Raw genomic sequence first — 24,913 nt, 5'->3', positions numbered from 1 at the left:
TGCCCATTGGGGGCAAGAACAAGCCAAGGGCGCATTGGCCCAATTCCCTTCCCGTGCCAGAGCCTTATGGGAACAAAATGTGCTTTTTTCCGCAACGGAAAGTTTGGTCCCGGGCACTTGGACCAAGACTGTTGCCCTTGGCATGGGGGCTTGGCGGCCCCACCTGTTGCAGAACAAAGGGTGGGGAGGGCTTGCCTTGCTGCCCTACCTGGGCCTTGGGCTGTTGGTTTCCTTGATTTGCGGCCTGTTGCTCTGGCGAGTGACCAAACGGCACAGGGGTTCAACCCCCTCGGTGGGCAAGCGCAACAGGGAGCTCAGGGAAAGCCACCAACGGTACAAGACACTGGTAAACCAAGCTTCTGACGGAATTTTCATTACCTCTTCCGCCGGGGTTGTCCTGGAAGCCAACGTTATGGGGGCCCGTATGTTTGGATATTCCCAAAAGGCCATCAAGGGCCTTCACCTTAAAGACCTCTACGATGCAGCCCATTTAAAGGAAAACCCATTGAAGTTAAACCAGCTCATGCGCGGCAAGTCCGTCTTAAAGGAGCGAAAGCTTGTCCGAAAAGATGGGAGCACGTTCTACGGCGAGGTCAACGCCAAGCGCGTGGGCCCTGATACCATTCAAGGCATCTTGAGGGACACTACAGAAAGAAGGGAATCCAAGCAAAGGCTGGAGCAACAATACCAAGAACTGAAGAAGACCAATGCGGTACTGGATCAATTTGTGTACAGTGCCTCTCATGAACTGAGGGCGCCCCTAAGCTCCCTGTTGGGCCTTTTGGACCTAGTGGGACAGGAAGAGTCGGCAAATGCGCGGCTAAAGCCCAAGTTGAAGATGATGGAAAGTGCCATTAAGAACCTGGATGGTTTCATAGGGGACATCATTGCCTATTCCAAGAACAGGCATCTCCCCATAGGCACGGAGCCCATAGATTTCAAGGCCTTGACGGAAGCCTGCATTGAGCGCCTGTGGTACCTTGAGCACACGAAGGCCATGGACATTAGGCTGGAGTTGGAGACAAAAACCCATTTTGTCTCGGACAAAAGACGCATCTCCGTGCTGTTGAACAATTTTATCTCCAACGCCATAAAATATCACCGCATCGATCAAGAAAACCCGTGGATAAAAATTAAAATCGTAACTTATGCAGACCGGGCCCTCATTGAGGTGAGCGACAATGGAAAGGGCATTGGCAAAGCGCACCAAGACCGTGTTTTTGATATGTTCTACCGGGGGCCATCCGATGTCATGGGGTCCGGGATCGGGCTTTTCATTGTCAAAGAGATCGTGGAAAGCCTGCAAGGGACCCTAAGTTTAAAATCAAAAAAAGGAAAGGGCAGCACCTTCACCGCGCTTCTTCCCAATCGAATCCAAAAAACACAGGAAAGATGAGTGCAAAAAACATCTTATTGGTGGACGATTCCGAAATAGACAACTTCATCCACGAGACCTTGTTGAAAAAATTGGATGTGGTGGGCTCCATAACGGTAAAAATCTCTGGAGGGGCGGCGCTGGAGTATTTAAAGGAGCTCCGGGGAAATACCCCTCAATTTCCAGATATCATCTTTTTGGACATTCGCATGCCCGTAATGGACGGCTTTGCCTTTATGGATGCCTACCGCCAACTCTTCCCTGCCGCAACAAAACCCTGTAGGGTCTATATGCTGAGTTCTTCCCTGGATCCCGGCGATCGTGAACGGGCAGCTCAATACCATGAGGTCTGCGGCTTCCTCTCCAAGCCCTTGGCCCACCAACCCTATGAGGACATTATCGGGGGGGCCGCCCCTGCCCTGCGTTAAAAACTCTTAAATAGCACGGCCGTACCGCCTCATTTCACTATTTTTCCCACTAATTTATCAACGCCATAACCACCTTGCCCATTCCTTTAAATACAAGTCTGGAAAGGGAACGGCCCAAGCCGCCCGCTGCATGAACATCTATCCCGTGGAAACCGGAAATTTTAAATTGGATGGTGGTGCCATGTTCGGCGTGGTACCAAAATCCCTGTGGCAGCGCACCAACCCCGCAGATGCGAACAACATGATCGATATCGGGGCCCGGAGCCTGCTCGTTGAAGAGGGCAACCGCCTCATCTTGATAGACGCTGGCCTGGGCAACAAACAATCTGATAAATTCTTTGGGCACTACCACCGCTGGGGAGACCACGACCTGGGCCGTTCGCTCCGAAAAATCGGGGTGCAGGCTGATGACATCACGGACGTTTTCCTGACCCACCTCCACTTTGACCATTGTGGCGGATGCATACAGTGGAACAAGGACCGCAGCGGGTACGAACCGGCCTTTAAGAACGCCCGGTTCTGGACCAACAAAGACCACTGGGAATGGGCCACCCGGCCCAATGCCAGGGAAAAGGCCTCGTTTTTGGAGGAAAACCTGCTCCCCATGCAGCAAAGCGGTCAGCTTCAATTCATTTCCAAGGCCGATGGGCCCTTTGAAAACACCTCCGAACTGGGTTTTGGCATTCATTTTGTAAACGGCCATACCGAAAAGCAAATGCTGCCCCATATTGTCCATAAGGGCAAGACCATAGTCTTTGTGGCCGACCTTATACCCACTGTGGGCCACATTCCGCTCGTTTACGTGATGGGCTTTGACACCCGGCCCCTGTTGACCCTGGATGAAAAGGCCCGTTTTTTGGACGAGGCCGCGGAGAAGGAATACTATCTCTTCTTCCAGCATGATGCCCACCACCAGTTGTGCACCGTAAAAAAGACGGAAAAAGGGGTAAGATTGCACCAATTGCATACTTTTGAAACTGTTTTTAATTTTTAACGACCATTAACCACAACGTATAACCTTAATTTACACCAATGACAAAAATTCCCTTGAAATCAGCGAGCGCACTCTTCTTTGGCGCACTTCTAATGGGCTGTGGCAGTGCCGGTCCCGTGGGCGGACTTATTTTGACCCCAGTGGAGAACATAGACAGCACGCCCTTGAAAATAGAGGAGCTCACCAAAGCCGAAAAAGAGCAATGGGGCCACTTGGACCTAGTGGCGGACACCATTCCAGGAATGAGCGTGAACAAGGCCTATGAAGAGATCATCAAGGGCAATAAGGGCAAGAAGGTCATTGTGGCCGTCCTGGACGCGGGCGTGGACCTGGATCATGAAGACCTGGACGATGTGCTGTGGACCAACAAAAAGGAAAAGCCCGGCAACAACAAGGACGACGACAAAAATGGTTATGTGGATGACATTCACGGCTATAATTTTCTGGGCGATTCCTATCACGAGCAATTGGAGTTTACCAGGATGCTACGCCTTAACATAGGAGACCAGGCCACCCTGGCCAAGGCCCGGGAAAAACTGGAAAGCGAGCGCACCGAGGCACAACAGAACAAACAGCAATACGAACAGATCCTGCAAGCGGTAACCAACGCGGACAATGCCATGAAAAAGCATTTGGGCAAGGATTCCTACACCAAACAAGAGGTTGCCGCGGTTACCCCAAAAGATGAGGGCATGCAGCGCAACGTGGCCATCTTGACCCAGATGTTCGGCATCAAGGAAACCATTCCGGAGGTCTTGGAAGAGCTGGGAGATGGGGTAAAGTACTTTACGGAGCAATTGAACTATAACCTAAAGGAAGATTTTGACGGCCGTAACGTGGTGGGAGACGACCCCTACGACCTGAACGATACCGATTATGGGGACGGCAACCCGGACATTCGCACGGACGATGAAAGCCACGGCACGCACGTAGCGGGCATCATTGCCGCCGAGCGCAACAATGGCATTGGAATGAACGGGGTGGCCAACAATGTGGAGATCATGAGCATCAGGGCCGTGCCCAATGGCGATGAGTATGACAAGGACATTGCCCTGGGCATACGCTATGCCGTGGACAACGGGGCAAAGGTGATCAACGCCAGTTTTGGAAAATCGTTCTCCCCAAGGGCAGAGTGGGTCTATGATGCCCTGAAGTACGCCGCCGAAAAGGACGTGCTCTTTGTGCATGCCGCCGGGAACGACGGGGCCGACCTTGACGACCCCAACAATCCCAACTTTCCCAACGACCAGGTGAACAACGGCCCGGAGATGGTGAACAACGTGATCACAGTGGGCGCCCTGGACCCCAAATACGGATCGGAAATGTTGGCGTCCTACTCCAATTACGGTAAAGTGAACGTGGACATATTTGCCCCGGGCACCGACGTCTATTCGGCCTACCCCAACAACACCTACAAGTTTTCACCGGGCACCTCCATGGCCGCACCCAACGTGTCCGGCATTGCGGCCCTGCTCTTCTCACAGTATCCAAAATTGAGTGCCGCACAGGTCAAGGACATCATTCTCCGGTCCGGTGTGCCCGTGAACGCCACCGTGATCTTGGGTGGGGACAACACCAATACGGCCAGGTTGCGGGAAATTTCCACCACTGGAAAAATTGCCAATGCCTACAATGCCCTGATCATGGCGGACAAAGTGGTAAAAGGACAGTTGAAACTTTAAATCTTTTGTGGGATGCACTTGAAACTATTTTTCGTTTTTCCCTTGTACATCGTCGCCCTAGGCACCTTGGGAACCCATGCGCAGGGCAACAACAGCTACTGGCAGCAACATGTGGATTATACCATGGACGTGCAAATGGACGTGGAAAACTACCAGTACTCCGGGACACAGACCCTGGTCTATACCAACAATTCGCCAGATACGCTGCAAAGGGTGTTCTACCACATGTACTTCAACGCTTTCCAGCCGGGCAGTGAAATGGACATCAGGTTACAGACCATTGCAGACCCGGACGGCAGAATGCTCACGGAAGACAAAAAGAGCAGGATAGCCGCACTGTCGGAGAGCGAAATGGGCTACCTCCGCGCCCAGAGCCTTTCCCAAGACGGCGCGCCGGTGTCGTTTTCAGAGGAGGGCACCGTCCTGGTGGTTGATCTGGCCAAGCCCTTGGCCCCGAGATCGAGCACCACCTTGCAAATGGCCTTCAAGGGCCAGGTACCTTTGCAAATTCGCAGATCGGGCAGGAACAGTAAGGAAGGGGTGGCCCTTTCCATGGTGCAATGGTACCCCAAACTGGCCGAATACGACTTTGAGGGCTGGCACGCCCACCCCTATATTGCGCGTGAGTTCCACGGGGTTTGGGGAGACTTTGACGTAAAGATCACCCTGGACAAGGAGTATGTGGTGGGCGCCAGTGGCTATATCCAGAACCCCGATGAAGTTGGGCACGGATACGAGAGCGCCGGAACCAAGGTCAAGAAGCAACGGGGCAAGACCCTGACCTGGCATTTTGTGGCCCCGGACGTGCATGACTTTATGTGGGCCGCAGACCCGGAATACCTTCATGACACCGTGCAGATGGAAAATGGGCCCACCCTGCACTTTCTCTACAAGGACAATCCGGAGATTCTGGAAAATTGGAAAAACCTACAGCCCAAGACCGTTGCCGCCATGGAGTTCCTGAACAAGAACATAGGCGATTATCCGTATGACCAATACTCCGTTATCCAGGGCGGGGACGGGGGCATGGAATATGCCATGGGAACGCTGATCACGGGCAACCGCTCCTTTGGGAGCTTGGTGGGCGTGATGGTGCATGAACTGGCGCATACCTGGTTCCAAATGGTATTGGCCACCAATGAATCCAAGCATGAATGGATGGACGAGGGCTTTACCTCCTTCATCTCCAGCCTGTGCATGAACGAGATCATGGACCAAAACAAGGACAATCCTTTTGAGCGTACCTACAACAGCTATTACAACTTGGTGCGCTCGGGCAAGGAACAGCCACAGACCACCCATGCAGATCGCTACGCCTTCAATGCTGCCTACGGGGCATCTGCCTACAGCAAAGGGGCCATATTCCTATCACAATTGGGCTATGTGATAGGGCAGGACAAGCTCATGGAGAGCCTGCGCCAGTACTATGCCGATTTTAAGTTTAAGCACCCGGTTCCCAATGACATCAAAAGAACGGCCGAAAAGGTGTCCGGGATGGAACTGGACTGGTACCTAACGGACTGGACCCAGACCACCAACACCATTGACTACGGAATAAAGGAAGTGGCCTCCAAGGACGGAAAAACCCAAGTGACCCTGGAGCGTATTGGGCTCATGCCCATGCCCATGGACGTGCTGGTGGTCTATAACGATGGCAGTCAGGAAACCTTCTATGCCCCCTTGCGAATGATGCGGGGCGAAAAAGACAACCCCTATGGGCAATTAAAGCGCACCGTGCTTCCAGATTGGCCGTGGGCCTACCCCACCTACGGGTTTCAGATCGACCGCCCAATGGAAGACGTCCGCGCCGTGGTGCTGGACCCGTCCCAACTGATGGCCGATGTGAACCTGGAGAACAACGTTTGGCAGGCCCAACCATAGGGCGCCAAAACAAGCAGAAACGATACCAGGCGCACCCGCTCTTTCCGGGTGCGCTTTGTTTAACATCCCAGCAGCTTTCTTTTGCAAAAATTGATTTTCTTTGGAAAGGGGGGGCAAAACACCGGATAAAACCCAGCACCGTAACACCATGGAGGCATCGCCAGAAAAAACAAGGGCAAAGGACCCAAAGGCCCATGGCTTTGGCAAAAGGGAAAAACTGAAGTCGCAGGTTTTGATCTCCAAGGTGTTCTCGGAAGGAAAGCGCTTTGGCAGTGGCCCCTACAAGCTCATTTATCTGGCCACCAACACCTTTACGGAGGTGCCCATAAAGGTCGCCGTGACCGTGCCTAAGAAACGGGTGCGCAGTGCGGTGAAGCGCAATGCCATAAAAAGACGTCTCCGGGAAGCCTACAGGCGCCACAAAGCACCCGTTTTTAACAATACCAAAGGCAACTTTGCGTTTCTATTTTTATACCTTGGCCATGAGGTGCCGGCATCTGCCGAAGTGGAAAAACACATTCAGCGCCTTTTAAGAACATTCAACACCCGTATCAATGAAGAAAATACACCGTAAGCGACTTCTCATTCCCGTTTTTGCCCTGGTCTTCATGGTGGTGGGCAGTGGGTTCAAGAGCGATTTTTTTGAAATTGCCAAACAATTGGAAATCTTCACCACCCTGTTCAAGGAACTCAACATGAACTATGTGGACGAGACCAACCCGGCCGCGTTGATGGACACCGCCATTAAGCACATGCTGGAAGACCTGGACCCCTATACCAAATTCCTTAACGAGCAGGACGTGGAGGCCTACCGCATCAACAATGCCGGTGAATACTCGGGCATTGGCGCCCTGGTGCGCTCCTATGAGGACAAGCTGCTCATTGTGGAACCGCACCAAGGCTACCCGGCGGACAAGGCGGGGCTAAAGGCCGGCGATGAAATTGTCCAGATCGGCGACATCAAGGTGGCCGATTTTAAGGACAACGCCAGCGAATTGCTCAAAGGGGCCAATGGCACCAAGGTGAACGTGACCTACAAGCGCCAAGGGAAAACCTACACCACCGCCATTGAAAGAGGGGGCATAGAAGTGGATGCCGTGCCCTATTACGGAATGGCCAACGAAACAACCGGTTACATTGTGCTCTCCAAGTTCAATGCCAAGGCATCATCCCAGACCAAAGCCGCGCTGCTGGACCTGAAAGGCCAGGGCGCCGAAAAAATAATCTTGGACCTCAGGGGCAATCCGGGCGGACTATTGTCCGAGGCCATCAACGTAACCAATATTTTCGTGCCCAAGGGAGAGGTCATCGTGACCACCAAGGGCAAGGTAAAAAAGTTCAACCGGGAGTACAGGACAAAGGAAAATGCCGTGGATGCGGAAATTCCCTTGGTAGTGCTCGTTAACGGCCGCAGTGCATCGGCCAGTGAGATTGTTTCGGGCAGCCTGCAGGATCTGGACCGGGCCGTGGTGATGGGGGCAAGGAGCTTTGGCAAGGGCCTGGTGCAACGACCGTTGAAGCTTACCTATGGCACCCAGCTCAAGGTAACCATTTCCCGGTATTATACCAGCTCGGGGCGCTGCATCCAGGCCATGGACTACGACCACAGGGACGAGAACGGAAAAGCCGTTAGAAACACCAAATACAATGATTTTACCACCCGGAATGGCCGCAAGGTGCAAGACGGTGGCGGTGTGCTTCCGGATATTGAGGTAAGTGCCCTAAAAACCAATGACCTTACCAAGGCCCTTTTGGAGAACAACATCATTTTTGACTTTGCCACGCGCTACCACTACGCCAACAGCTTGGAACGTTTGGATGATTTTTCCTTTGGCAAAGAAGACTTCAACGCCTTTAAGGACTATGTGAAAGAACGTGGGTTCTCTTTTGAGACCGAGGCAGAGGCGGCCCTTAAAAAAGCAATGGACAGCGAAGCCAATGATTTCCTGGGAAAAGAAGTGGCCCAAAGCTACACCGACCTTCTGGATAAGATTGAAAAGGGAAAAGTGAACGCACTGGACAAATTTCAAGGCGAAATACAGAAAAACCTCGAGGACGAGATCGTGAAGCGCTATTTTTATAGAAAAGGCCTTTATGACTATTATCTGAATCACGACGAAGCCATCATGGCCGCGACGGAACTCTTGGGCAACAACGGCAAGTACGCCGGTATTTTGGCCGGAAGCTGAGGAAGTTTCGTTCTAGGCCCTATCGGCTCCACCCCCTGGGTCCATCCCTGGAACGGGCAAAAGGGGCCCATAGGGATTTTTCGTGCCCCACCACCCAAAAATTTTGGCTAATGGCGAACAGGGTCAAGGGATTGTCTTAAAATGAGTACCTTTCTGTTCCAAATAACCCATTTTTTTGGGTTGGGGCCCCTTTTTATGAAACCGCTGTTACATTCCAATTTATGCTTTCTCGTTGTCCTGCTCCTCTTTGGTTGTTCTTCCAAGGACGTGTTGGGAGAGGACGAAACAGGGCCCAACGAACAAAAAAAACCCTTTATTGAGTCACTGACCAGTGAAGCAAGGGCATCAGTGCTTTGGCACTCCAATTTTGAGGACCGCTCCTTTAAAAGTTGGGAAGACGAGGGCACGGGCCACGAGTATGCCGGCGGGGGCATTTTCAAGACGGACAACGCCAACAGCTCCCTGGAGATCACCCGAGAAATGGCACATTCGGGCCAATATGCCGCTTTGGCCACCATTCGTAACGTAGGGTCGCCCGGAGCACCAAAAGCGGTGCGTTTAATGCGGTGGACGGACCTGCCCTGGAACAAGGGCGGCACCTACTTCCCAAAAGAGGCCTATTACAGCGTCTTTTTGTACTTCCCAAAAGCATATGACCCCAAAAAACCCGAGGACAACAACCCCTTGAACGATGGTGGTTGGTGGAACATTTTTCAGTTCAAATCGGACAACAATGCGGGCAGCCAGCCCATGGCCGTTGTGGATGTTTACAACGAAGGCGGAAAAATGTACCTGGGCCTGGTGGTGAAAACCTATGCCAACCAGGACTCGGACACCCACAGTCTGTCCTATGTTGTACAGCAAGAACCGCTTCCCTTGCCCGTTGGGGAATGGGTGCATCTTGAGGCTTTTTATAAAAAGGCCACTGATGCCAGCGGTGCGCTTTCACTTTGGCAGAACGGTAACCCGATCTTGGAAAAAAAAGGCTTCCAAACCCAATTTTTTGAAGAGGGCGCCACCGTATGGGGCATTGGCAACTACAGTGATTACATCCATGGTGGCAAGGCCCTGGTCTATATGGACGATGCCATCGTCTCCACCTCCCGGATCGGCGCAATGATGACCCCTGGGGAAGGCCAATAAAACGCCTGCCACAACACCCGCCCCCACCACACGGCAAATGACAAGGTTTAGGCCCGGGCCAAGGGGCTTGCCAAGAAAGTTGTGGAACAAAGGGCCAAATGCCCCATCTTTGCTGGTTAAGACCGAAAGTATCTTTATATTTCAGGTTGGCAAAACACCTGGTGTTTTTAACCCAGATGATGCATTAAAAACACGGTTACGGCCGCAAATCCCTGCAAAAAAGGACGCTGTGCCGGTTTTGGCCCGATCACCGTTGCCATGGCTGTGCCTTAATCGCAAAAGCTCTGGTTTTATTGGATTTTGCCACCTCCTGGCAAAAGTCCAATACATCCTCTGGGATTACCTTTTTAAGCGGAAGGGCAAGACAGTGGCCCATGAACACCAATAGGGTGAATGAAAAAACAGTTCGGTGCCACGCTCAAAGTGGTGAACGACACGTTTAATGGATGGGGCTCTTTGCGCCCGTAGGATATGAAACAGGAAAAAAACAGACAAAGAAGACAGCGGCAGGCCAAGGTGCTCCGCATCACGAGAAAGGCACATCGCGTTACGGGAATATGCCTATTTGCCTTTTTTGTGTTCATTGCCACCACGGGAATGCTCTTGGGGTGGAAGAAAAATTCGGGAAACCTGATCTTGCCCAAGACCTACCAGGGAAGCAGCACGGAACTGGAAGAATGGCTGTCCCTGGACGAACTTAAAAAAAGGGCCGTGGCCGCCTACTCGGAAAAGTTTGGGCCCAATGACGAGCCCGTGGTGGACCGGATGGATGTGCGCGCCAACAAGGGCACCTTGAAGGTACGCTTTAAAAACCACTACCACGAAGTGCAACTGGATGGTGCCACCGGTGCGGTGCTCCATGCCGGCAAACGCCGCTCCGACCTCTTGGAACAGATTCATGACGGGTCTATCATAGACAAGTTGTTCGGTTTTGATCTGGGCGCCTTTAAGCTGGTGTACACCTCGGTCATGGGCACTGCCCTGCTCATCTTTACCGGCACGGGTTTCTGGCTGTGGTACGGGCCCAAGCGCATGCGCCGGGAACAAGGCTGAGCTCCCGGTCAGGGTCTTGCTTGGTGGCACCCTCTTGGAACAAAAAGGCCCACAGTGGCCTTGCTCTGTTGGGCGCAAGATGGATAAGGTCCCTTTCCGTTGGGTGCAGCCCCTCAAAGGAATGCCGGGCCGGCTTTATGCAACCGCCCCTTTAAAACCATCCTCATCATCTTTTTTAGTATTTTTAGAAAAACAACCCGTCATGAAAACGTTTCTGTCCTTTCTCGCCTGCTCCCTTTTGCTCTTTTCCTGTGCCCCTAAAAATGAAAGGAAAGGGGTGTTTGACCTGTTGCCCGCCGCAAAGGAATTTGATGTCCAGGGCATAAGTGCCCTGGAATCCGGCTCCCTTCGGTACTATCACCTAAAAGAAGGCGCGGCGCTTCCCGTGATGGGGGCCGGACTGGAAACCTTGGAAGCAACGGCATCGGAAAAAGATGCGGACCTTGTGCTTGCGGTGGACAGTGGGCTGGATGTGCCGGCGGAAGGTTACCACCTCAACATATCCAACGAGACCATAACCATTGTCGGCAAAGATGATGCCGGCCTGTTCTACGGCCTAAAGACCTTGGAGCAGCTCTTAACGGATGCCCGGGAACAAGACGTTAACCTTCCCCTGTGCAACATCAGGGACTACCCACTGTTGGCCTACCGCGCCGTACACCTGGACGTAAAGCACCATTTGGAAAAAACCGAGTATTATTTTGACCTGATGGATAAACTGGCCCACTATAAAGTAAACGCCATTATTGTGGAAATGGAAGACAAATTGGGGTATGTGCGCCAACCCACCGTGGCCTCGGCCGATGCCCTTTCCATTGACACTTGGCGCGAGCTGAGCAATTATGCCAAGGAAAGACACATTGAGATAAGCCCCCTGATCCAAGGATTGGGCCACGCCTCGTTCATCTTGAAGCATCCGGAATATGAAAACCTAAGGGACGACCCGGAGAGCGACTGGGCCTTTAACCCTTTGGACCCCAAGACCTACGAGGTTCAATTTGATCTCTATTTGGATGCGCTCGAGGCCACGCCCCACGGAAAGTACCTTCATGTGGGCGGAGACGAGGTGAACACCACGGGAAGGAACAGTGGCCAATCTGCCCTGGAACTGCAATTGATATGGCTGAACAAAGTGAGCCAGTTTGCCGAAAAACACAATCGCATCCCCATCTTTTGGGATGACATGCCCTTAAAACAGGCCGGGGTGTACGACCCGATGTTCAGGCCGGAAATGGGCCAACGGGAGGTGGACAGCGTATGGGCCCAAAATGAGGAAAAGCTGTTGGCCTTTCTGGACCAATTCCCCAAAAATTGCATTTATATGCGCTGGAACTACAGCGACCCGGAATCTTACGGGAACACCAAGGCCATGGAATGGTTTCGTGGAAACGGGCTTCAGGTCATGGGCGCCACGGCTGGGCAGACCCGTTGGGTACTGATGCCCCAAGAAGAAAGCAATATGGACAATATAAGAACATTTGCCGTAAACAGCATAAACAGTGGGCTCAACGGACTGCTGCTGACCCTTTGGGACGATGACTCCCCCCATTTTGAGCTCTATACCCGGGGCATCTTGGCTTTTGCCGAAAACACCTGGGCGGGGGCACAACGGGAAAAGAGCGCCCTTAAGGCCGCCTACAGGCACCGGGAGTTTTCCCACGCCCTCAGGGATGCTTCCCTGGCCTTTGTGGACGAGCTGGAAACGCCCGTGGCCTTCTGGAAAAATGCCCTGCTCCAGGGAAACAGGAGAAATTACTTGGCCACAATGGAGGCACCCTTGGCAGATGGGGTCATTGACCTTCCCAGCACGGAAAGCCCGGGCAATTGGTCCCAAAAGCACCAAGAACGCCTGGCCCAAGCGGAAACCATAAAAAAGCAGACCGATGTCATTTCCCAGAAAATTGACAGCATGCAGGCCCTGGCACAACGCAACACCTATGCCCTGGACGTTTACGAGCAGGTAAACCTTATGGCCGGTTTTGCGCCCCAGGTGCTCTTAGCACTGGGCGAACTGGACAGTGCCAAGACCCCGGAAGCAAGGCAGGCGGCCTTGGAGCAACTCAGCGGGCTAAAGGAACGTTTTGCCACCTTGAGGAACAATTTAGAAACCGTTTATGCCAAGACCCGCATCCTGGAAAAACCCGCAGACTATATCCTGGACCAGGACCACCACGTGCACCTGGCCAACCAATCCCTGAACTTCGATTGGCAGTTTAGGGCAGAAATGCTGTTTTTTGAAAAGCTGGACCAGGAATTGTTAAACGGGGCCCACTCGAAAAACGCAGACCCCACAAAGAAATAAGGGCCGCCGGCAAACCCCTGTTCTGAAATGGGATGAAACCAAAGTCATGATGGGTGCAGACCCCTTTGCGTAAGACCTACAACCTGGGTGGTTTGCCCCGTGGTTCAACATTTGTGTGAGACCTTGAAGTGCCCGTTCCGCTTGTCCGGCTCATGGGTCAGGGACCAAAAAAGAACAGGGTAATCCGGAATTTTAACAAAAGGGTGCCTTCCTTCCACGAGGGTGTTCCCTGGAACCATCCGGTGTCCCACAACAGGTGGAAGTCCCTAAACGGCAAACGGCCGGCCAGCAGGGGAAACAAGTGGATAACCATGGAATTGGTGCCCACCACCGCAAAAATGGGCAACCCTTTTTTTGTGCCCCCTTACATCAATGGTCCCGTGCAACACGACCCCCGAGCAGGAAGGGCAAGGCCCATGTAAATGAAGCCCCTCGGCCAAACCTGCGAACGCGGTGTGCACCCTTTCAGATGCTGCAAAGAGCAAGAACATCACCAAGCTACGAAAGACATCCAAGGAGCACAAATATTGGGAACGAACCGCAATGGGTGTAGGGATATAACGGTCTAACGGGTTTTAAGGCAACAACGTTTTGATTAATTGTCTATCTTCATCAACAACAACAAATGACTGCGCGCCCCAAACATCCGGTTACCGGCCGTGTTTCCTTGACCACCATGCTAGGGTGCATGAAATATGTGGGGCAGCGGCCCTTGGGCGCAAAGCAATGGCATCCCCAAATAGGAACCCTATGGCACACCTTGAGAACACTGCAAAACAATGGCGAATGAAAATGAGGGGTATCCTGCTGGCACTGTTGTTCATCACGGCGCACAACTTGGCGCAAGACACCGCGCCACAAGGGGTCTCCCTGCTGGTGCTGGGAACGGCCCAAGATGCTGGCGTGCCCCAAATGGGCTGTGAAAAGGAATGTTGTGCCCCCTTCTTCAATGGTAACGGCACCGGGCACCGGGTGGTGTCCCTGGGCGTGGTGGACGCGACCACGGAACAAAGCTTTCTGTTTGAGGCCACTCCGGACATTGCCGGACAGCTGCGGGAACTGCGAAACTTCTCGGGATTCCAAACCACGGATGTCCCCAACGGCATCTTTCTTACCCATGCCCATATGGGCCATTATGCCGGACTCGTGCATTTGGGCAAGGAAGCGGCCAACACGGAGCAGGTACCCGTGTATGCCATGCCCAAAATGAGGGCTTTTTTGGAAAACAACGGCCCGTGGAGCCAGCTGGTCTCCAATGGAAACATTGCACTACGGCCCTTAAGGCACCAACAGGAAACCCGGCTCACCCCTCACTTGAAGGTGGTGCCGTTCAGGGTGCCGCACCGGGACGAGTACTCAGAAACGGTGGGCTACAAGATCAAGGGACCAAAAAAAAGCGCCCTCTTCATTCCAGATATCGATAAATGGGAAAAGTGGAAAACTTCCATCATCACGGAGATCGGCAAGGTGGACTATGCTTTCTTGGACGCCACCTTTTACGATGCGGAAGAAATAAACAACCGGGACATCTCCCAGATTCCACATCCTTTTGTCGTGGAGAGCATGGCCCTGTTTGCCCAGCTGCCATCCGCCGAAAAAAAGAAAATCCATTTTATACATTTTAACCACACCAACCCTTTGTTGCGCTCGGGTGGGGCCGCTTCCAAAAGTGTCCGGGCAAAGGGGTTTGCAATTGCCCCCAAAGGTCAAGTTTTTGAACTTTGAACGCTATGGACAAATCGCTGAGGGCCCACTTGGAATACGTGCTGTGCATCAGGGTGGAAAGTGCCCTCCCTGTTCACGGAGGAGACATCTCACAGGCCTTCCTGGTGAAAACAGCTACGGAACGGTTTTTCTGTAAGGTGAACCAAAACCCCAATGCCCTGGCCATGTTCCAGGCAGAAAAAATGGGCCTGAAAGCCCTTGCAGAGACCAGGACCATTGCCGTGCCCAAGGTATTGCTCTGCGAAGAATGGGAGTCTGGAGGTTTTTTGCTGATGGAATACATTGAACCCAAAAACGGCGCCGCAAAAGATATGGAACTGTTGGGACACCAGCTGGCGGGCCTGCACCAGTTTTCCTCCTCCGACACGTTTGGCCTTGCCACCAACAATTACATAGGAAGCCTTGGCCAAAGCAACACCCCACATCCCGACTGGTCCGTTTTTTACGTGTCCCAACGCTTGCTGCCCTTGTTGAAAATGGCCCAAAACGCCAAATTGCTCTCCCCCGGGGACATTCCAACGGAAACAACCCTATTGCATACCTGTGGCGAACTTCTTTCCGGGGCAACACCCTCCCTTTTGCACGGGGACTTTTGGTGCGGCAATTACCTTATTTCCAGCAAGGGAACCCCGTACCTCATCGATCCCGCGGTCTATTTTGGGCATTATGAGGTAGATTTGGCCATGTCCCGTCTTTTTGGTGGTTTTGATGCCTCTTTTTACGGTGCACATTCCGAACATTTTCCAGGGACGCCGGGGGAAAGGGAACGCCGCGACATCTATCAGTTGTACTATTTGCTGGTGCACCTTAATCTTTTTGGGGGCAGTTATCGCGCTTCCTGCAAAAAGATCCTTCAGCGTTATTTTTATTAGGCGTCCCTAACCAAAATTTCTCTGGCATCCCTCCCCCTTTTTTTCTATTTTTAGAAAAAACAGCTTTGCAAACCCATCCCTTGCTCCGCCCAGGCCTTCCCGTTTATGCCCTTGTGCTCCTTTCCCTAACGCTGTTTTCGTGCACGGGCGAAAAAGAAATCAGGGACACCAAAAAAGCCTATACCACCTGGTCTTCCTATTTGGGCGATCCGGGCAGAAGTCATTACTCTAGCCTATCCCAAATCACCAAAGCCAACGTCAAAGACTTAAAACTTGCTTGGAGCTACGAGGCGGCCGATTGGGGACAGATGCAAATGAACCCCCTGGTGGTGGACTCTATCCTATACGGGGTTACGGCGGCACTACGGGCCGTGGCGCTGCATGCGGCAACCGGGGAGGAACTTTGGACCTTTGGAGATTCCTTGCAGTCTGCCGGAGCATCCAGCCGGGGGGTTGCGTATTGGCAACACGAAAACGATAGGCGTGTTTTGTACGTCGCAGGATCTCATTTATACGCCCTCAATGCCCTAACCGGAAAACCGATCATATCTTTCGGGGATGGCGGAAAAATAGACCTGCGTTCCGGAATGCCCGCGTCGGCAAAGGACAAGTTCGTTAGCTCCAACACGCCTGGCACAATTTACAAGAACCTCATTGTCATGCCGCTACGCTTGTCCGAAGGGGAAGATGCCGCTCCCGGCGATGTCATGGCCTTTAATGTGCTTAGCGGCGCCTTGGAATGGGTGTTCCATACCATTCCGCACCCCGGGGAAAAAGGATACGAAACTTGGGAAGATTCCACCGCCTACAGGAGTCCCGTTGTAGGGGCCGCCAACAATTGGGCCGGAATGGCGGTAGATGAGGAAGCGGGGATTCTCTATGTGCCCACGGGTTCCGCCGCCCCCGATTTTTACGGGGGAGACCGCTTGGGGAGCAACCTGTACGCCAACAGCTTACTGGCTTTGGATGCGGAGACGGGCAAGTATCTATGGCATTTTCAATTCACCCATCACGATCTTTGGGACCGAGATCCGCCCGCACCCCCAAATCTGTTGTTAGTGGAGCGAGAGGGCAAAAAAATACCCGCCGTGGCACAGGTAACCAAACAAGGTTATGTGTATGTTTTTGATAGGCTCACGGGCAAACCTTTGTTCGAAATGGAAGAAGTGCCCGTACCGCCCTCCACCATTCCGGGGGAAGCGGCATGGCCCACCCAGCCTATTCCCTTAAAACCGAAACCCTTTGCGCGGATGTCCCAAGACCTAACAGAGGAAGACATGAGTCCGTTCGCAGAAGACCGAGATTCCTTGTTGCGCTATTTTAAAACGGCGGACAAACGCCAGTACGCGCCACCGGCCCTGACATCTACCTTGCTCTTGCCCGGCTATGATGGGGCGGCGGAATGGGGCGGGGCGGCCACCGATCCAGAGGATGGCATCCTTTACGTGAATTCCAACGAAATGCCCTGGGTGTTGCAGCTTCGGGAGGAAAATGCCATCCCCAGAAACACACCTTTGGGTGCGGCCACCTACCAGAAGTACTGTGTAAGCTGCCACCAGACCGATAGAAAAGGGGTGGCGGCGAGTGGTTTTCCCTCCTTGGTGAACCTAAAACTCCGCCAAAGCAAAGCGGAAGTTACCACCATCATTGCCCAAGGAAAAGGCATGATGACGGGGTTTCCGCAACTAAAGGATGCTGAAATAAAAGCGCTGTTGCGTTTTTTATGGGAGGAGGAATCCCATGATCAAATCGTAAACAATTCCGGAAAAAACGAAATTACAGGTGCCTCGGGCATGGCTTCGGGCACCACAAAGTACAGGCACACCGGCTACACCAAGTTTGTGGACAACCAAGGTTTGCCAGCCATTGCGCCACCTTGGGGCACTTTGCATGCCATAGACCTGAACAGCGGAGAATATATTTGGTCCATTCCTTTGGGCAACACCCCGGAACTGGGCGAGAAAGGTATTGGCACTGGCACCGAAAACTATGGTGGGCCCGTTGTTACCGAGAACGGATTACTGTTCATTGGCGCTACGCGCGATGGCTACTTCCGTGCTTTTGACAAGCATACGGGCCAGAAGCTCTGGGAATACAAACTACCGGCCGCGGCCTTTGCCACCCCCGCCATGTACGAAGTAAACGGCAAACAGTACATTGCCATTGCCTGTGGCGGGGAGAAACTGGGAACGGAGAAGGGGAACCAAATACTGGCGTTTGCGCTACCCAGCCCCTGAGGGGTGGTTGTTATGTGGATGCCCCATCTTTTGCGGGGATACGGCCACCCCACTTTTAATCGTTACAGGGCATTTCCCGGAATGTTCCCCTATGGGGCAGTTGCATCCGGTAGGCCTTGGTCTTGGCCTCCAAATCGAAATTTTCAGTGTCGTAATCGGGGGTGTACAAGACCTTGTCCCAATAGTCGGTTTTAGGGTCGGTGGCCCTGAGGTCCCCGGTGGCGGACATCCACGCCTCTAGGTCCTTTCTCAACCTGGACAACACCATTGCATGTTCCGGGTTGGCCAACTCATTGTTGATGTTGTAAGGGTCATTTGCCAATACATAAAGCTCCTCGGCGGGCCGCTTGCCAAAAGCCAACTGAAAATAGTCTTTGTCCGTGGGCCGTCCCTCCATCTGCATGATCTGGAATTTGGTAATGGAATTGTCCACATCCCCGTACTGGCCCACGCTTTGGTGCGCGTTGGGGTCTCCGGCGGGCCAACGATCGGGCTCAAAATTTCGGATGTACAGAAAATCTTTGGTGCGCACCGCCCTGGCGGGATAACTGAGGTCTCCCATGCGCACATTGGCGTGGCGTTCGCGCTCCAAGAACACCTTGTCCCTGCCCGATTTGCTGCCTTCTTCCGTAAATAGTTCCAACAAACTGTTCCCGCTGAATCCGGAGGGAATTTCCAAGCTGGCCGCTTCCAAAAAAGTTGGGGCAAAATCGACAAAGTTCATAAATTCTGAAATGCGTTTTCCGCCTTCTATACGGCCTTTCCAGTAGATGGCCAAGGGCATTCTGGTGCCGTAATCATAAAGGTTGGCCTTGGCCCTGGGGAAGGGCATACCGTTGTCACTGGTCATGACGATGATGGTGTTCTCCAAAAGGCCCTCTTTTTTGAGCGTGGCGATAAGGTTGCCACATTCCCGGTCAAACCGTTCCACTTCATAGTAGTAGTCCAGTAAATCGTTGCGCACACAGGGCGTGTCCGGAAAGAAAGCGGGCACGGTGACCCTGTCAGGGTCCATTCCGGTCCGTACCCCCGTATTGGTCTCATAAATGCGGTGGGGATCAGCGCTGCCAAACCAAAACGTGAAAGGCTGTCCTTCCTTTCTTTCCTCCAAAAAGGTGTTGAAACTGTCATAATCCTTTCCGGACGGATTGTGCTGGTATCCACCGGCCTCGAAATCGCCCGGTCCCCACCCCTTTCTGGTCTTTCCGGTGTGGTAGCCCGCGGCCTTCAGCAAGCTTACCCAATTGGGAAACTTATCCGGAATAACGGACCAAAGATTTCCCGCACTTTCCATTTGGTGCGGATATTTTCCCAGCAAAATACTGGCCCGTGACGGAGAACAGGAGGGCGCCGCACAATAGGCATTTTCAAACAAAGCGCCCTCACTGGCCAACCAGTCAAAGGTGGGAGTGCGCACCAGGGAGTCGCCATAGGCTCCGGCGTGGGGGCTGGACCAGTCGTCCGCGATCATGAACAATACATTGGGCCTCGAAGTCGGTAATGGTTCCAACTCATGCTTTGGCGCTGTAAATGCCACAGTGAACAGGGCAAGGGCCAAGCAGGCTGCAACCCCGATAACGGTGCCTTGTGATGGTGTTGGTGGTGTCATGCGTTTTGTTTACTTTTCATTAAATATAACGAACCCATTGCAATTAGTAAGGACGTTGTATGGTTTAAGCGTAACCCCTTATGAAAAAAACACGTGTTTTAGTCGTCGGCTGCGGCAATATGGGCAGCTCCCACGCCCGTGCCTACAACCGTTTGGACGGTTTTGACTTGGTTGGACTGGTAAGCCGTACCCCAGAAAGTCGTGAGAAGCTCGCTGCCGATCTCGGGGGCTGTCCCACGTATGCGGACTACGAAACGGCCTTGGCCCTAACGAAACCGGATGCCGTCTCCATAAACACCTACCCGGACACCCACGCAGCTTATGTCCGAGCGGCCTTGAACGCCAATGCCCACGTGTTTGTGGAAAAGCCCTTGGCGCTTACCGTTGAAAGTGCAGCGTCCCTGGTGGCCCTGGCAAAGCAAAGAAATAAAAAAATGGTGGTGGGCTATATCTTGCGGGTGCACCCCGCCTGGGCCAAATTTGTGGAGGTGGCCCGCAGTTTGGGCAAGCCCCTGGTCATGCGCATGAACCTGAACCAGCAAAGCTCCGGGGCCGCTTGGCACACACACAAACAGCTGATGCGCTCCATGTCCCCCATTGTGGACTGTGGGGTGCACTATGTGGACATCATGTGCCTCATGACCCAGTCCGAACCGGTGAGCGTGAGCGCCATTGGTGCCCGACTATCGGATGACATTGACCCTGAAATGTACAATTACGGGCAGCTCCAAGTGCGGTTCAAGGATGGTTCCGTGGGCTGGTACGAGGCCGGTTGGGGACCCATGATGAGCGAAACGGCCTTTTTTGTAAAGGACGTGATCGGGCCCAAAGGCGCTGTTTCCATAACGGACGAGGCCAAGGGCGATTCTGACAGTGTGGACGACCACTCCAGGACCGGTGGCTTAAAGCTGCACCACAGCGCCCTGGATGCCAAGGGAAACTTTACCCGGACCGACGATTATCTGGATACCTCTGACGAACCCGACCATGACGGACTCTGCCAGTTGGAACAAGAATTTTTTTTAAGGGCGATAAGGAAAAACCTGGATGTGGAAGACCATTTGCGCGATGCAGTGAACAGCCTGAGGATCGTACTGGCCGCGGACGAGTCCTTTAAAACCGGGAAAACCGTGGTTTTGTAGCGTTTATGGAAGCTTGGATGAAAATAGGTTATCCCTTTCTCTTGAGAGATCCCCTCCAACACGGATAAAGGAACGAAGCCATCATCTTAGATGCGGCGCTTCAACTACCGGAACAAAGGCACCTTTCTAAGATCAAGCAGGTCTTTGTCCTCTTTTCGCAACAACCTTTTGCTGCGAAGGTACCGGTCCACGTTATGTTCGTCATAATTGGGGGCGGTTTTGTCCACACTGCCAATACGGACCATATCGGAGGCGTGAATGAACTCATTGTTGCCGATCCACATCCCCACGTGCACCACTTTTTCTGGAGTGTCCGCCGTGGCTTCCGTTCCAAAAAAGAGGAGGTCCCCTTCTTCCAGGGCATCAAAGTTGCCTTTTTCATCGACCATTTCGCCAGTGTGCACCTGTTGTGAGGCATCTCGGGGGATGACCATGCCGTTCAGGAAGAAAATGGTCTTGGTGAACCCACTGCAGTCCATTCCTTTGGCAGAGGTGCCGCCCCATAGGTAGGGCACTCCCATAAAACGCTTGGAGGTGGCCACCAAGGCAGCGGAACTTTGGTCCAGGTTGGCCAACCAGTCCTCGTATTTCATGGCCTCATCATGGGAAATATAGGCGTTTCTACCATCGGGAAAACGGACAATATAAAAGGAATCGGCATATTTAATGACCTCTAAAATGTTGCCGGCCACGAGGTCGGACACAACCTCTTTCCGCTCCGGACCAAGGTAGGCGTGACCGTAGGTTTTGGTGTACACCATCTTTTCTGCACTTTCCCAATTTTTGATTTCTTGTTCCGTAAGAAGCACAATGCCCCCATCATCCACCCATGCCAAATAATGGTCCGGTGTCTGTATGTAGTACCAATCCCCCTCCTTTTTCAAAACCTTTACCGGGGTGCCCAAAGTGGCCTGGGTGGCCAGTTCCGCACTGTGCTTGGGCCGGCTTCTGAGGTTGGCCACGGAAATGTTGATGAGGGCCCTGGTTTTCTCCCCGAGCTCTGCCCGGGGCAAGAGGGACACGCTATCGGTAAAGGAAATGGCATTAGCGGCCAGGGAATCATACAGTCTTTGCAGGGCGTTGTGGTCATTGGTCTCTCCCTTTAATACATATCCATTGCCCTGTTGTTGCGCGGCTATGTTAAAAACGGCCACCCTCTTGTCCGGTGCCACCTTACCCTTTAGGTTGTCTATGATTTCTTGGGCCTTGTTTTGGGGCTGGCCCGTGGGATCACAGCCCAGGGCGATGATAAAAATGATGCATAGAATGGCATAGCTGTGGTTCATCGTCTTTCCTTTTCCGTAAAAATACACAATCGGCCATACATCCTGTGGTCCGCGGCCCTTTCCTACCTTAAACCTAGATTAAGCAATAGAAATTCCCCGCCTGAAAGGAACGGGCAGGTATTACGGCTGCAAATCCCTGCAAAATCAATCGTTGCACTGACTTTTGCTCACTCACCGTAGCGATGGCTACCCGCCCGTACCGAAGGGCACATTCGGGCGGGCCTGCCCGACTGAGTCATTGAGGCGGGCGCCTCAATCGCAAAAGTCTTTTTTTTATTGGGCTTTACACCCTCATCGCGAAAGTCTACTATATAACACTCAAGCAACCAAGTTATCCTTTGAAAAATTATGAAGCCATTCATCAGGGGACTAGTGCATAATCTGGGTTAAAAAATCCTTACTTTAGCCCCTAATGAAAAAAGTGACGGTCATTGAGCTTTTTGCCGGGGTGGGCGGTTTTAGACTGGGTCTGGAAGCTGGCCAAGACTATGAGGTGGTCTGGAGCAACCAATGGGAGCCCAGCACCAAAAAACAGCATGCTTCCCTGGTGTACGAAGCCCGCTTTGGAACCAAGAACCACAGCAACGCGGACATTTCCGAAGTGCCCACCGCAGACATCCCGGATGCCGATATGTTGGTGGGCGGCTTTCCGTGTCAGGATTATTCCGTGGCATCCACCCTACAGAACGCCAAGGGGCTGATCGGTAAAAAGGGCGTGCTTTGGTGGAGCATCCATAGAATTTTATCAGAAAAGAAACACCCACCAAAATATTTGTTCCTAGAGAACGTAGATCGTTTACTAAAATCGCCTTCCGGCCAACGGGGGCGCGATTTTGCCATTATGCTCAAAAGCCTTGAAGGTTTGGGCTATGCGGTGGAATGGCGGGTGATCAACGCGGCAGATTACGGCATGCCCCAGCGGCGGCGGCGCATTTTTTTCATTGGCTACCACAAGAGTACCCCGGCCCATGCCGCCCTATTAAAAACCGGGGGCAAGGACTGGCTGCACACAACAGGGGTTTTTGCACGGGCCTTTCCGGTACTGGAAATAAGCACAAAAACAAAGGCTTTTTCCATTGCGCAAGATTTGGTAGGTCTTTCCGAAAACTTCAATTTGGGCCAGCAAGCCTCCCCTTTTGAAAATAGTGGCGTATTTGTTGGGGGCCACGTGCACACTGAGAAAACCCAAGCGGACCATCAAGGGGAGCGCACTGTATTGGGAGACATCTTGGAAACAGGGAACGTACCCGAAGCGTTTTTTGTTTCCCCGGACGATTATCCAAAATGGGACTACCTAAAGGGCGCCAAGAAAGAGGTGCGCACAGCAAAGAACGGCTTTGAATACCATTACACCGAAGGCGCCATGGTTTTTCCGGACGCCCTGGACAAGCCGTCCCGCACCATCATTACCGGGGAGGGCGGCAAATCCCCATCGCGTTTTAAACATGTGGTGGCCCACAAAAAAAGATTGCGCAGGCTAACACCGGTGGAATTGGAACGCCTGAACATGTTCCCCGACAACCACACCCAACTTCAGGGCATCAGCAACGCCAAACGGGCCTTTTTCATGGGCAACGCCCTAGTGGTGGGCGTGGTGGCGCGCACGGCAAAGGCCTTGTACGATCTTATGCAGCGGTACTCCTGAAAAGCAAACACCCTCGGGGCAAGCCCATCAGGCATTACTAAGAAACTGAATTTTAGTTTCCAGGCAAGCTTCGGGGTATCAAACCCTTTGGCGGTGCCAATGAATGTAAACACCGATAATGAATCAGCCTTTTGCAAGGAGAATACAACCTCCAGTATAAATAGATGGAGGTCAGTAGATAAATACGTATTCATTGAACAAGGTAATGGTTTGATTACTTTATGATCAATGATTTTTTCTGTTGTCAGTTCGAACGTCCGCCAGGCAGGCAGTCTAGAACCATTCGCCAGAGAAAATAGGCTATGACAGGCTGCCTCGACTACAATTCAGGCGGGCGCCCGGCCCGACATTTTGGCTATCAACTCGATTTAATATAGATAACCATCTACTACCCTCTAAAAATAGATTTTTGCCATTGATTTTGCAGGGATTTGCCCCCGTAATGGAATTTCCATTGCTTCATCTGGGTGAAACCCCTTTTTTACGGTCCTTTTTTAACTTTTTGGGTTTTGGAGGGCCCAACCGTAAAAACCATACTTTTAGACCGATGGGTCGGTCGTGAAAAAACCACCCTCCAACATGGGTTGAAATGGTGCCGATGGACCCATATTTTTAGCACTATGTCCCAACCAAAGATGCCCTTGCCCAAGGTTGCCCCTTACCAAAACCGACCGATGGGTCTAAAAGTGCCATGCACAACCATATCATGCCCCACCGCCAAGGAAACACAGGGGTGCCCTTGAAAATCCTTACAAAAATTTGCGTTTCTCCCTTTTTTTGCTATCTTATAGGGTATGATATCACAAGACAAGACAGAGAACATTGCTTTTTTAGAGAAATCCATTCACCATTTGGAGGCCACTGGATTTGAAAACATCAAGGCCGATATGGAAGGTTATGAAACCCCAAAATCCTATACCAGAAAAGGGGCGGATGCCAAAGTGACCCCGGACATCGTGGCGATGAAAAATGGGCGCAAGTATTTTTTTGACATCAGTCTAAAATCGGAAAAGCCCAGGTTGCTCAAGTCCAAGTGGCTTTTCTTGGACACTTTGAGCCGTATGAAATCCAACAGGTTCAGAATCATTACCACAAGGGGCCACTACAAGTTCACGGACATGATGTTGGAAGACATTAACCTGAGCAATAAGACCCCCATTAAGATTTGAGCGAGCGCCATACGCTTGTGTTATACCATATCTCGTTTGAAATGCAGCCATAGAAATTGAATTGTTTTTTTGCTGCGCGACAAAGAAAAATCAGGTATGCCCCGGCTAAGGCTCATTTTCATGTTGAAGTAGGGCGTAAAAAGAAACCATTTATCGGATTGTTTTCTATTGGGAAATGGTA

The 24,913-nt window shown here is 52.3% G+C and carries 18 protein-coding genes; 16 read left to right on the top strand and 2 right to left on the bottom strand.

From position 1 onward, the window contains the following. Positions 1-79: 79 nt before the first annotated feature. The 13 genes from ACKWCC_RS02200 (at position 80) to ACKWCC_RS02140 (ending at position 17,881) form a co-directional block, all read left to right on the top strand. The gene (locus ACKWCC_RS02200; RefSeq protein WP_413994261.1) at positions 80-1,396 is read left to right on the top strand and encodes a PAS domain-containing sensor histidine kinase; all 1,317 of its coding nucleotides are present in this window, start codon (positions 80-82) and stop codon (positions 1,394-1,396) included. Beyond that, complete coding sequence (locus ACKWCC_RS02195; RefSeq protein ID WP_413994260.1) at positions 1,393-1,803, top strand: response regulator; 411 nt, start codon at positions 1,393-1,395, stop codon at positions 1,801-1,803. Before ACKWCC_RS02200 ends, ACKWCC_RS02195 begins: the two co-directional genes overlap by 4 nt. A 130-nt stretch (positions 1,804-1,933) precedes the next feature. Next, complete coding sequence (locus tag ACKWCC_RS02190) at positions 1,934-2,797, top strand: MBL fold metallo-hydrolase (protein ID WP_413994259.1); 864 nt, start codon at positions 1,934-1,936, stop codon at positions 2,795-2,797. A 38-nt stretch (positions 2,798-2,835) separates the two neighbouring features. Then, positions 2,836-4,479: a S8 family peptidase gene (locus tag ACKWCC_RS02185; RefSeq protein WP_413994258.1), complete on the top strand. Its 1,644-nt coding sequence runs from the start codon at positions 2,836-2,838 to the stop codon at positions 4,477-4,479. A 12-nt stretch (positions 4,480-4,491) separates the two neighbouring features. Further along, positions 4,492-6,360 (top strand): M1 family metallopeptidase, encoded by a 1,869-nt coding sequence (locus ACKWCC_RS02180; protein ID WP_413994257.1) that lies wholly within the window; start codon positions 4,492-4,494, stop codon positions 6,358-6,360. Between the two features lie 100 nt (positions 6,361-6,460). After that, positions 6,461-6,934: a ribonuclease P protein component gene (gene rnpA, locus ACKWCC_RS02175; RefSeq protein ID WP_413994256.1), complete on the top strand. Its 474-nt coding sequence runs from the start codon at positions 6,461-6,463 to the stop codon at positions 6,932-6,934. Further along, positions 6,915-8,549 carry a S41 family peptidase gene (locus ACKWCC_RS02170; protein ID WP_413994255.1) on the top strand — a complete coding sequence of 545 codons (1,635 nt, stop codon included), beginning with the start codon at positions 6,915-6,917 and terminating at the stop codon, positions 8,547-8,549. The genes rnpA and ACKWCC_RS02170 overlap by 20 nt, the downstream gene beginning before the upstream one ends. 195 nt (positions 8,550-8,744) lie before the next feature. Continuing rightward, positions 8,745-9,692 carry a heparin lyase I family protein gene (locus ACKWCC_RS02165; RefSeq protein WP_413994254.1) on the top strand — a complete coding sequence of 316 codons (948 nt, stop codon included), beginning with the start codon at positions 8,745-8,747 and terminating at the stop codon, positions 9,690-9,692. 471 nt (positions 9,693-10,163) lie between these two features. Then, positions 10,164-10,745 carry a PepSY domain-containing protein gene (locus tag ACKWCC_RS02160; RefSeq protein WP_413994253.1) on the top strand — a complete coding sequence of 194 codons (582 nt, stop codon included), beginning with the start codon at positions 10,164-10,166 and terminating at the stop codon, positions 10,743-10,745. A 202-nt stretch (positions 10,746-10,947) separates the two neighbouring features. After that, complete coding sequence (locus ACKWCC_RS02155) at positions 10,948-13,047, top strand: glycoside hydrolase family 20 zincin-like fold domain-containing protein (RefSeq protein ID WP_413994252.1); 2,100 nt, start codon at positions 10,948-10,950, stop codon at positions 13,045-13,047. 786 nt (positions 13,048-13,833) lie between these two features. After that, positions 13,834-14,772, top strand: a complete 939-nt coding sequence (locus tag ACKWCC_RS02150) for an MBL fold metallo-hydrolase (RefSeq protein ID WP_413994251.1) — start codon at positions 13,834-13,836, stop codon at positions 14,770-14,772. 5 nt (positions 14,773-14,777) lie between these two features. Beyond that, the gene (locus ACKWCC_RS02145) at positions 14,778-15,644 is read left to right on the top strand and encodes a fructosamine kinase family protein (RefSeq protein WP_413994250.1); all 867 of its coding nucleotides are present in this window, start codon (positions 14,778-14,780) and stop codon (positions 15,642-15,644) included. A gap of 65 nt (positions 15,645-15,709) precedes the next feature. Beyond that, the gene (locus tag ACKWCC_RS02140) at positions 15,710-17,881 is read left to right on the top strand and encodes a pyrroloquinoline quinone-dependent dehydrogenase (RefSeq protein ID WP_413994249.1); all 2,172 of its coding nucleotides are present in this window, start codon (positions 15,710-15,712) and stop codon (positions 17,879-17,881) included. Positions 17,882-17,936: 55 nt separating this feature from the next. Here the strand turns inward: ACKWCC_RS02140 and ACKWCC_RS02135 are convergent, their stop codons facing one another. After that, positions 17,937-19,490, bottom strand: coding sequence for a sulfatase family protein (locus ACKWCC_RS02135; protein ID WP_413994248.1), 1,554 nt, complete (start codon positions 19,488-19,490; stop codon positions 17,937-17,939). 80 nt (positions 19,491-19,570) lie between these two features. Between ACKWCC_RS02135 and ACKWCC_RS02130 the strand changes: the two genes are divergently transcribed. After that, positions 19,571-20,632: a Gfo/Idh/MocA family protein gene (locus ACKWCC_RS02130; protein WP_413994247.1), complete on the top strand. Its 1,062-nt coding sequence runs from the start codon at positions 19,571-19,573 to the stop codon at positions 20,630-20,632. A 104-nt stretch (positions 20,633-20,736) separates the two neighbouring features. On the opposite strand, the gene ACKWCC_RS02125 is transcribed toward ACKWCC_RS02130, so the two are convergent. Next, positions 20,737-21,918 carry a C40 family peptidase gene (locus ACKWCC_RS02125; RefSeq protein ID WP_413994246.1) on the bottom strand — a complete coding sequence of 394 codons (1,182 nt, stop codon included), beginning with the start codon at positions 21,916-21,918 and terminating at the stop codon, positions 20,737-20,739. 412 nt (positions 21,919-22,330) lie between these two features. Here ACKWCC_RS02125 and dcm point away from each other — a divergent pair, with 412 nt between their 5' ends. Both dcm and ACKWCC_RS02115 read left to right on the top strand, forming a co-directional pair. After that, positions 22,331-23,563: a DNA (cytosine-5-)-methyltransferase gene (dcm, locus tag ACKWCC_RS02120; protein WP_413994245.1), complete on the top strand. Its 1,233-nt coding sequence runs from the start codon at positions 22,331-22,333 to the stop codon at positions 23,561-23,563. A 794-nt stretch (positions 23,564-24,357) separates the two neighbouring features. Beyond that, positions 24,358-24,732, top strand: a complete 375-nt coding sequence (locus ACKWCC_RS02115) for a hypothetical protein (RefSeq protein ID WP_413994244.1) — start codon at positions 24,358-24,360, stop codon at positions 24,730-24,732. Positions 24,733-24,913 lie beyond the last annotated feature (181 nt).

It is taken from the genome of Maribacter aquimarinus, assembly GCF_047345505.1.
GTDB lineage: Bacteria > Bacteroidota > Bacteroidia > Flavobacteriales > Flavobacteriaceae > Maribacter.
Note: the sequence above shows the minus strand (reverse complement) of the source record. Positions and strands in the feature narration are given on the sequence as shown.